The organism is Desertibacillus haloalkaliphilus (assembly GCF_019039105.1).
Taxonomy (GTDB): Bacteria; Bacillota; Bacilli; order Bacillales; family KJ1-10-99; genus Desertibacillus; species Desertibacillus haloalkaliphilus.
Genome location: NZ_JAHPIV010000244.1, coordinates 1 through 399, shown reverse-complemented (window position 1 = coordinate 399; position 399 = coordinate 1). Strand labels below are relative to the sequence as shown.

Annotated in this window: 1 pseudogene; it reads right to left on the bottom strand. The window is 39.3% G+C overall.

The window, feature by feature from the left end:
- Positions 1-358: pseudogene (locus KH400_RS21760) on the bottom strand (MFS transporter); the annotation flags it as partial.
- Positions 359-399: the final 41 nt, after the last annotated feature.

Genomic DNA, 399 nt, shown 5'->3' with positions numbered 1-399 from the left:
CATAAAATGTACTCATGACACCAAGGAGAATCATGACGGCTCCAATCATATAAAGCGAATCATGACCTGAAAATAACCAGAAATAAAAAGCCAGAATCATAATGCCAGTAAGAACATCAAATAAAATCATCAAATTTCTTCTGTTAAACCGGTCAGCAATTGCTCCTGCTAATGGCGAAAGGAGGAGCGGGATATTGGATAAAGCAAAAAGCAGGGCATATAAATCAACACGATGTGTCATATCCAAGACGTGTAAAGATAGAACAAAACGAATCAAGGAAGACCCGAAAACGGAAATAATTTGCCCGAGAACGAGGTAGATAAAGTGGGTGGAACCATTTTTGGCTGATGACGACATGAAAATCACTCTCCTTTTAGACCGACCGTCAGTCTATAATG